This is a genomic window from Vibrio splendidus 12E03 (assembly GCF_000272105.2).
Lineage (GTDB): Bacteria > Pseudomonadota > Gammaproteobacteria > Enterobacterales > Vibrionaceae > Vibrio > Vibrio splendidus_I.
Genome location: NZ_AJZD02000009.1, coordinates 25,241 through 34,070, shown reverse-complemented (window position 1 = coordinate 34,070; position 8,830 = coordinate 25,241). Strand labels below are relative to the sequence as shown.

General features: G+C 42.7%; 11 protein-coding genes and 1 pseudogene. 8 read left to right on the top strand and 4 right to left on the bottom strand.

Translation table 11 applies throughout. The features are described from left to right. Positions 1–345: 345 nt before the first annotated feature. A pseudogene (locus tag A142_RS01140) lies at positions 346–1,373 on the bottom strand (IS110 family transposase). A gap of 97 nt (positions 1,374–1,470) precedes the next feature. Between A142_RS01140 and A142_RS01135 the strand changes: the two are divergent. The 8 genes from A142_RS01135 (at position 1,471) to A142_RS01100 (ending at position 5,487) form a co-directional block, all read left to right on the top strand. Beyond that, positions 1,471–1,980, top strand: coding sequence for a hypothetical protein (locus tag A142_RS01135; RefSeq protein ID WP_019823136.1), 510 nt, complete (start codon positions 1,471–1,473; stop codon positions 1,978–1,980). Positions 1,981–2,113: 133 nt separating this feature from the next. Then, entirely contained in the window at positions 2,114–2,320 is a 207-nt protein-coding gene (locus A142_RS01130) for a hypothetical protein (RefSeq protein ID WP_019823135.1), read from the top strand. After that, positions 2,317–2,799, top strand: coding sequence for an AAA family ATPase (locus tag A142_RS01125; protein WP_019823134.1), 483 nt, complete (start codon positions 2,317–2,319; stop codon positions 2,797–2,799). Before A142_RS01130 ends, A142_RS01125 begins: the two co-directional genes overlap by 4 nt. Before the next feature lie 207 nt (positions 2,800–3,006). After that, positions 3,007–3,429, top strand: coding sequence for a hypothetical protein (locus A142_RS01120; RefSeq protein WP_019823133.1), 423 nt, complete (start codon positions 3,007–3,009; stop codon positions 3,427–3,429). A 47-nt stretch (positions 3,430–3,476) separates the two neighbouring features. Beyond that, entirely contained in the window at positions 3,477–3,908 is a 432-nt protein-coding gene (locus A142_RS01115) for a hypothetical protein (protein WP_029405510.1), read from the top strand. Between the two features lie 104 nt (positions 3,909–4,012). Then, positions 4,013–4,417 (top strand): DUF1801 domain-containing protein, encoded by a 405-nt coding sequence (locus tag A142_RS01110; protein ID WP_019823129.1) that lies wholly within the window; start codon positions 4,013–4,015, stop codon positions 4,415–4,417. A gap of 194 nt (positions 4,418–4,611) precedes the next feature. Then, on the top strand, positions 4,612–4,893 hold the full coding sequence (locus A142_RS01105) for a hypothetical protein (RefSeq protein ID WP_019823127.1): 282 nt from the start codon (positions 4,612–4,614) through the stop codon (positions 4,891–4,893). A gap of 78 nt (positions 4,894–4,971) precedes the next feature. Next, entirely contained in the window at positions 4,972–5,487 is a 516-nt protein-coding gene (locus tag A142_RS01100) for a GNAT family N-acetyltransferase (RefSeq protein WP_019823125.1), read from the top strand. 234 nt (positions 5,488–5,721) lie between these two features. Here A142_RS01100 and A142_RS01095 read toward each other — a convergent pair whose 3' ends face one another. Genes A142_RS01095 through A142_RS01085 form a run of 3 tightly spaced genes read right to left on the bottom strand, consistent with a single transcriptional unit; the run spans position 5,722 to position 8,675 of the window. Next, positions 5,722–6,381, bottom strand: coding sequence for a sugar transferase (locus A142_RS01095; protein WP_017063903.1), 660 nt, complete (start codon positions 6,379–6,381; stop codon positions 5,722–5,724). A gap of 9 nt (positions 6,382–6,390) precedes the next feature. Next, positions 6,391–7,578, bottom strand: coding sequence for a glycosyltransferase family 2 protein (locus A142_RS01090; protein WP_019823122.1), 1,188 nt, complete (start codon positions 7,576–7,578; stop codon positions 6,391–6,393). Further along, the gene (locus tag A142_RS01085) at positions 7,575–8,675 is read right to left on the bottom strand and encodes a glycosyltransferase (protein ID WP_019823120.1); all 1,101 of its coding nucleotides are present in this window, start codon (positions 8,673–8,675) and stop codon (positions 7,575–7,577) included. The genes A142_RS01090 and A142_RS01085 overlap by 4 nt, the downstream gene beginning before the upstream one ends. Positions 8,676–8,830: the final 155 nt, after the last annotated feature.

Here is an 8,830-nt window from a genome sequence, read left to right as displayed (position 1 = left end):
TAACAAGCAATTTAAGAGGGATTCACAACGCTTGGCATTTTTGCTTCTACTTCAGTTTTAGTGTTTATGGCACAATGCTTTAGGTTTGGGTGGAGGCGTTGTTCACCCCTTAATTGGGCTACATGGACTCCCTCTTTTGTCAACAATAGCTCCCGCTGACAACAGTGGATCGGACAGCAGCTCTACATTCGGTGTTTAATCGGAATCGTTCCGTCACCTTGATGATATTCGCTTGATGCCAGCCTCATTCGTTAAACAGTATTTATTACTTCCCAATTAAACAGGTTTAGGCATCTCGGTCTGGTCGTATTGTCATCATTTGCTATTGCTTTGACTCGGTGAGTGTTAACCGTTTACATAGTTAATCTTATACTCTTTTCCTGTTGTTAATAACGCCCATATTATACGAGCGTTTTTTGCTGCTAGGGCGACAGCTGCTCGTTTATAACCTCGTCGTTCAACGAGTTGATTTAACCAAATACTGTTGCGATCGGTTTTCTCTTTACATCGTGCAATAACGGCTCTTGCGCCATGAATAAGTAGAGTGCGAATATGTTTTTCGCCTCTTTTGCTGATGCGACCAAGATGAACATGACCACCTGTTGAGTATTGTCTTAGAACCAACCCTATCCAAGCGGCAAATTGGCGGCTAGATCCAAATTATTTGGCGTCATTTACGGTCGCGACAATGGCACTTGCACTGTGTTCACCGACACCTGGAATATCCATGAGGGCTTTGGCTGAAGCCATCTCACGAACTAAAGCAGAGACTCTACGATCATAATGCAATACTTCTAGGTTAAGGTGTTGAATCTTGTTCGATAGATCTTGAAGTAGCTCTCGAGCGAGTATAGGCAAACCATTTTCTGCATCTTTAAGGACGCTACCAATGGTGTTTTGAGCCGAGTAGCGACCCTGCGGCATCACAATGCCAAATTCGGAAAGCAAACCTCTGAGCTGGTTAATAGTCGCCGTTCTTGTTTTAATTAGCCCCTGTCGAATACGGTGCAGGCAAAGCACAGCTTGTTGCTCTTCACTTTTTATAGAGACAAATCGTGTTTCGGTCTAGATACCGCTTCACAGATGGCCTCTGCGTCATTGGCATCGTTCTTCTCATTTTGTCGATATGGAATAACGAATTTGGACGCCATAATTTTCGGGTTATGACCTAGTTTCAGTAGCTCTCTCGCCCAGTGGTGTGCACCAGAGCACGCTTCCATACCGATGAGGCAGGGCGGTAACTTCGCGAATGTGTCTAAGAGTTTGTTTCTTTTGACAGTTTTGCGTAGGACGCACTTGCCATATGCATCAACGCCGTGAATACTGAATACATTCTTGGCGAGGTCAACGCCAATAGTTTGAATGGTGGACATAGTAACCTCCAGTTCTTCAGCGTGTACTAAGTAAGTATGGCACGCAGAGTGTCAGGTAGAGGGAGTCCATATCATTCGTTAAAAATCAGGAGGAAACTTGGAAACTAATGCAAAATTATTGAGTGATCATATTGTAAGCTCAAATAAAGCAATGGAAGTGTTATTCAAAAACAAGCACCATGAATCAGCCTTAATTCTTTTATATTCTTGGGTAGATCGTTTAGCTTGGCTGTCTGTTGACGCTGAAGAATCAAATAGTGGTGATTTTAAACAATGGTTGAATCGCTATTTGTTTGTGGAAGAGGAAGATTTTCCTTTCAATGCGGATGATTTGTGGGGAGCAAGGTGCGCATTATTGCACACAGGAACATCTGAAGCTCGGGACGTGAAAAAAGGTAAAGCTCGTGCCGTATTTTATTACGGTGGTCAAATTGATGTCGTAGCAAAGAACACTAATAAACAAGTCTATGTGAATGTTGGGCAGCTTCATGTCAGTTTAATTGGCGCTTCACTGCGTTTTCTTCAGCATTTAGAAAAAACACCGAATGAGTTACGTCGTGTGAACTTAAAGATTGGCAAGATACTACAGCGTACAACTGATTTTTAACAAGCAATTTAAGAGGGATTCCAACGCTTTGCAGTTTCGACTTACTTGGCTTTACAGCGTTTATGTCACAGAGGGTTCGGCCATAACGTCACTCACACCTATACATAGTGTTGCTTTCTACGAGGGAATGAACATGAAACAAGGCATTTTCAAGAATCTGAAGCTGGCATTAGGTGTTGGTTTTGGTGTTTCCATTCATCAGTGCTTTTTTATGACGGATGGTGTGTTTGGTTTCTATCAGCCACTTGTGGCGTTTGCTTTTACGTTTGTCGTTAGCAGTATTGGTACACTTCTAAAAGAAAGAATCATGCGTAACAAGGAGACTAATGGGGCATCATGACTAAAATCTATTTCGTATGTGGCTTTATCGGCTCGGGTAAGACGACTTACTCTAAAGCGCTTGCAGAAAAGCATGGCGCCTTTCGTTTCTCGATCGATGAGTGGATGATTCCTTTGTATGGCGAGCATATGGAGCGTGAGGTTTTTGATAGCCGGTTGGCTACGCTTCAAGGTTTATTCAAGGACTCTGCAATGCAGCTCTTTTCCTTGGGTATTCCGGTAATTTTTGACTTCGGTTTTTGGCGTGAGTCTGATCGGGATTCTTTTACAACCTGGGCATCAAACCTAGGCGTGGACAGCGAAGTTCACTTCCTTGATGTTTCCTTTGAGACTTGTAAGGAGAGGGCATTTAACCGCAACTCGGAACTGAATGGTAAGTCTTATGAAATGACACCTGAAATGTTAGATCTGTTTTGGTCTTGGTTTGAGATTCCAACTTCAAATGAAAATGTTGTTTGGGTTCAACAGGGCGCTCAATAAGGTATGCAGTCAGGTGCGAAGGTGAGTGGTATTTTTGTTATCTAGTTTATGTTCTAAGTCTCACGTTACATTGGGTTTATGAAAGTCTGAGTCGTCCATCGAATAGTCGTGTAACAAGGGCATTTCTCATGCCGTATTTTTGGTAATTAGTGCTTCCTGTCGATTATCGAATTTGTCCTAAACCCACTATTAAGGCAGGGAACCCCAATGAATAGAACGCTATGGTTCGCACTCATTTCGCTTTTGTTTTCAATGACAATGGTATTTTGTACATACAGTTATGGCATAGATAGCCACGTTGAAGTAATTACACTCACTTTAGTACTGTCTGGCCCTCTGATTTTTACCTTTGCGCTTGTTGTCATCTTTTGTGGCGCACCTGCCATAAACAGGCACAAGTTACTTGGAACCGTTGCAATTTGTGTGCATGGATTTACCACGTCACTGCATGTGCTGTGGAACGGATTTATGTTCGTCGATGTGATTAATAAACAAGGCTTAGGTCCGGGACAAGGTTATTCTGGTTTGATACTTTGGGTTGGTAGTATCAAGGCGATGCTACTTGGTTTGGTTGTGGGAGTATGCCTGCATTACTTGCTACGATTATTTAGAAAGGCTGCAGTAAGATAACTGTTGGCTAGTTAGTGGGTTGGTCGTTGTCTATAGGAGTTGTCGCTGTGTTTTATAGTAAGGAATTCAACAAGGGGTTGCTGCTCATCCTTGTTGCGATAAGTGCTTTCATTGTCGTTACCTCTGATAATAACCCCGGGACATTAGTCGCTCATGCCATCAATGGCTTAATTGCTTTGCTCTTTTTCTCTATGACCATTGAGGTCAAAGACAATGTACTAAGCTGGTATTTCGGCTCTGGCTTTTGGCGTAAGAATGTAGAAGTGTCAGACATTGCAGAGACATCGTTCTATCAAAGTAAATGGTATCAAGGTATTGGTATCCGAATGCTGAGCGATGGCTGGTTGTATAATGCATCGATAGGTTCAGCGCTGAAGTTAAGCTTAAGCGATGGAAAGCATGTTTACATTGGTTGTAAGGATACGGACGGTTTAAAGCTGGCCTTGAAAACCGCTAATGAACAGATAACCGAAAAATGATTTACAAGGCTTGGCACTTTACGTTTTAAGTAGGGCTAATGTTTCAGGTTCTATGTTTTAAGTGAACTGCATCTTAATATCGCAATAAGTGAATCGGAGATTGAATGGACAAAGCAATCAAAACACATTTCGATGAGTATCCCGATGATGTTCGAAGCCGACTTGAAGAGTTGCGTGCATTAATTTTTGAACTTTGCTCTGATTTGGAATTAGGTGAAGTCGAAGAGTCTCTGAAATGGGGCGAACCGAGTTACAGCGTTAAGGCGGGTAGCCCAATTCGAATCGACTGGAAATTGAAAACGCCAAACAACTATTACTTGTTCTTTAACTGTCAAACAAAGCTAATCGACACATTCAGAGAATTGCACGACAGCACATTGGCATTTCAAGGTAATCGGGCAATCGTCTTGAACCTAACAGAACCACTTCCCAAAGCACCAATCAAGCAGTGCTTAGAGTTAGCCTTAACTTATCAACAACGAAAACTCCTGCCGCTTCTTGGCGCGTAACTCTTACGCGCTGTCATTATATTTCTTAAACTGGTTATCTGTGTTCTAGCTATCACTCTTTAAAGCGTTAAGACTGTACCATCTTGATTAGTATCAAGAGGCTAGGGAAACTCGATAACCAACGTTGATTGTATTGCTTACCGTTTAAAAAGGTGTTCTAGTCACCTTGTATTTCAGACTAAAAAGGAAGTTGTATGAATTTAGATAAAGCTAAAAAACGCATCGCAAAGCAGGTTAAAAAAGGCGACAACGGATACCCAAAAATCACGTTAGCGTACTACGGAACGACCAAAGATCTCGCAACGTCAGTCTCAGTTCAATTTATGCTGGGTGAGGGCGATGGTGTCCAAGAAGAACGTTTTTCTTGTGAAACCGAAATCCGAGATAATGAGTTAATCCAAACGACGCTACTCAAGATAATCGAGCGCGCTAATGTTAACTCAGTGATTGAGGTTGAAGGCGTAACTGTTCTTTAGTTTGCTTTGGCCTGGAAACGAAACCAACACGAGAACTCAGGTGTATAATCCACATTTTTATCGAATTAGGCAGGACACATGGCGATCTCGTTTGAAACTCAAAGACTAAAAGTAGAAGAAGTTGCAGGTGAGCTTACTGTTCCTGAACGTTCGGTTCTGCTTGAGCGAGTACCTGGCATTCTAACCCCATCAGTTGTTGAAAACCTTCCACCATACTTTCACGGTATTGTGTCACGTGAACTGGCTGAAATTTGGCTCAACCGAATGTTGTCGGAGAGCCGCTTACTTCAAGTGAAATCCAACGATAATCAATTGATTGGTTTTCTGTTCGCTTATGTGGAAGAGGAAAGTGATGCTCATATTGGTTACTTGCTTGCAGAAGAGTTCTGGGGCAAGGGTTTCGCGAGTGAGCTACTGAAGAGTTTTATCAAGGAAGTCGCTAAAACGGAGTCATGGTCCACACTGATTGGCGGTGTCGATCGTTCAAACATCGCCTCTGCACACTTACTTAAGAAGCTAGGTTTTGTTGAGCAAGCCTCTGATGAAAGTCCCGTGGTTTTCTATGAATATAAGCTTTATCTTCTTAACTCTTAACTCTGAGCTCTCAGTGCTTAATTTCTAATCCCTAACTCAAGCCATATCTGTGTTTTACATTCATTGCCAATGTTTACGTCAATTGATAGGGAAGAAACCTTATTACACCATTCAACTGAGAACCGAGAGCAGCGAGTCTAGTTAACGTGGGCTAATTCGGCACTCTGTGTTTCATTAGCGCCCCCTAAGGCTTTATAGAAAACAGGCTTTGTATCCACATTGGACTATCCTGGTTTAGCGACCTCGACCATCTACCATTACGATGATGGTTTTTGAAATGATGCTCAGATCAGCGGCAATCCAAGACTTAACAGAACATAGGCTTAGTGCGTAACTGTGGTCAAAACCCACTTTACGACGTACATCATCAATACAGGTATCGTAACCTTGATTCACTTGTGCAAGCCCTGTAATACCAGGCATTACACCGTATGTACGGTCAGCAAAGTAAGGGATTTCGTTCTCTAGCTTGGTGTAAAAAGTAGGGCGTTCAGGGCGTGGGCCAATTAGAGACATTTCACCTTTCAGTACATTGATCAGTTGTGGCAGTTCATCAAGACGTGTCTTTCTCAAAAAGCGGCCAACGGGCGTGATTCGTGGGTCATTCGCGGTAGCCCAAACTGCACCAGAGCGAGTTTCTGCATCTTCGTACATGCTACGGAATTTCATGATTTCAAAGATTTCCATTTTCTCTGGCGTCGATTTACCAACGCGCAGTTGGCGGTAGAAAATAGGACCACGAGAAGTGAGTGCAATCGCCATCGCAATCAACGGAAATACGGGCGCTAGCAAAATCAAAGCAATCAGTGAGCTTACAAAATCGAAAGTACGTTTAGCACGTGAGATTTTGTATTGGTATAGGTTTTGGGTAGATAGCTGTTCAATGTTCATCATAATAAGTCCTTAATGATTCGCTCGTGTCCAAGGTGAGTTTTCTAGTCCGATTAGGTAACGAATACCACCAATGAAGTTGGCATAATGTCCAACTATCAAATAAGAGACTAATGAAATAGGTTTGTTTACTAGACGCTTTGGCAAGATGCAGCCAAGGACGCCAATGGTATAAACGGCAACTTGAGCCCATAACAGCGCTTCAAATACCATGTAGTTGCTAAGTAATATTGAGCACACTAAGCACACAATCATTAGATATGGAGTGAGTAGGCGAAGTCCTTTTCCTGAAAAGAACGCAAACGCGATGCCTTTGAACTTCGGGCTAAACAAACCAAATAATCTAATCGCTTGTTGCATGTTGCCCGCTGAAATACGTAGTCTTCTTTTGAAGTCCGTTTCTAGGTTCGATTCCTCTAGCTCTAATGCCACCATTTGGGTTTCGTACTCTGCGATGTAACCTTGTTTAACGATTCGCATCGGTAATATGAAATCATCATTAATAGTGTTGAGTGGAAGCAGTTCAAACAGGTGTGTTCTAAACAAGTAAAAAGCGCCATGAGAACCCAAGCTAGAACCTAATGAAGCCTCTGACTCTTTAACGGCGGTTTGGTAATGCCAATAGGTGTTTTCGCCTTCGTTGCCTGTTGGGCAAAGCTGGTAGGTCGCGTTCACTACGCCAACCTTATCACTTTCAAAGTGAGCTGCGGCTATAAGCAAAGCATCCAATGAAATGAGGGCAGAGACATCACTCATCGCTGTGATGTCAGTGGTTATACGTGTCACTTCTTCATTAATAACCGCGACTTTACCTCGGTTTAATTGATGGTCATGGATCTCAAAATGAACATCACTACACATCGCTTCTTGGATGGTCATTTGAGCAATTGTGACTGTGTTGTCGGTACAACCATCGCAAGCGATAATGACTTGCAGCTTCTTTTTGGGGTAATCGAGTGACGCAAGGTTGCGAATCTTGTCTGCGATCCACTGTTCTTCGTTAAATGCAGGAACAAGAACGGTGATAGTCGGTAACGTACAATCTTGCTGTTCCTCTTTGTAACAACGATGACTCTCTTCAACTTTGCGTGCGGGGTGGCTTTTCGCATACCAACGCAGTAACAAAGGGTAGGCTGCGTGATGATAGACAATCAACGCACCTGAAAACAAACAAAGTCCCGCTAGAAACCAATCAATCATGCGTAAGCTCCTTCTGATATATCGTTGTAAGACGAAACCATTTTGATGATGTCGAAGTTGTCGAGCACGTAACGACGAGGTGACAAAAAGCGTTCATTTTGAATCTCTAATAAAGCATTGGCTAATCCCGTGATACTGCCTTTTTTAACGAGTGTTCCGCTTATAGGGCACAAGGTTTCATCGACGGCACCAACATCCATTGCGACGGTGGGAATATTGCATGCTTGAGCTTCGAGTGTAGAAAGCGGCAGACCTTCGTGGCGTGAAGGTAGGCAGAAGGTATCCAACGCTCCGTAAAACGTGGTCATATCTTCAACTAGGCCAAGAAAGACGACTCGGTCACTCAGATTCAAGCGGCTAGTAAGTTGCTCTAGTTGATTGCGTTTAGTACCGACGCCAGCAAATACGACAACCATGTTTTCAGGTAAAAGAGTCAGTGCTTTAATAAGTTGGTCTTGGCCTTTGACATGTTCTAGTCGACCTGCACAACCGATGATGTGTTTGTCTGTCGGCAGGTTTAGGATTGCTCTCGCTTGGTCTTTCGACATTGGCTTAAACTTCTCACAATCGACGCCATTTTTGATGGTAATGATGTTCTCATAAGAAAAAGCAGTGCGTAGTTGGTTATAAACACGTGTCGCGTCGGCAACTAACGTTGGTTGAGCAGCTTTTAAAGCAAGCGCTTGTAATCGACGACGTTTGTTGTTGTTCAGATGCCAAGCGTCATGTTCGGTATGGATTCGAGTTGGAACCCCTGTTACGCGAGCGGCATAACCAGCGTATAACAATGGGCCTATATGATGGGTATGAACAACATCAGGGCGAATCGCATTGAAGGCTTTAATTAGCTTAATAATAATGTTGAATTGTACGCCTTCTGCTTTATCCAAAAAGACGATTTGCTCTTTGTATGGCTCTAGCTTCGGCCAGTTGTTTATAGACTCCTGTTTTGTACCTTCTAAACTGACAATCAACACTTGGTCTGTTGGTTTAGCAAGGCGCAGCAAATCCAGAGTTAGGGTTTCTAATCCACCCGGTGCAAGGTGTTGAACAACGTGTATGATCTTTTTGCCATGCTTCGTTAAATGCGTATTCATAATTTAGACCCTGCCTTTGTAATTCTTGTTTCGCCTTTCTGACGTTTATATAGAAATAAATTCTTTAAAACGTTTAACTACACAAGGAGATTGCAGAAGTCGTGCCAACTAAATAAATGAATATATTCAATGGCTTATTGTGTTTTATTTTGTAG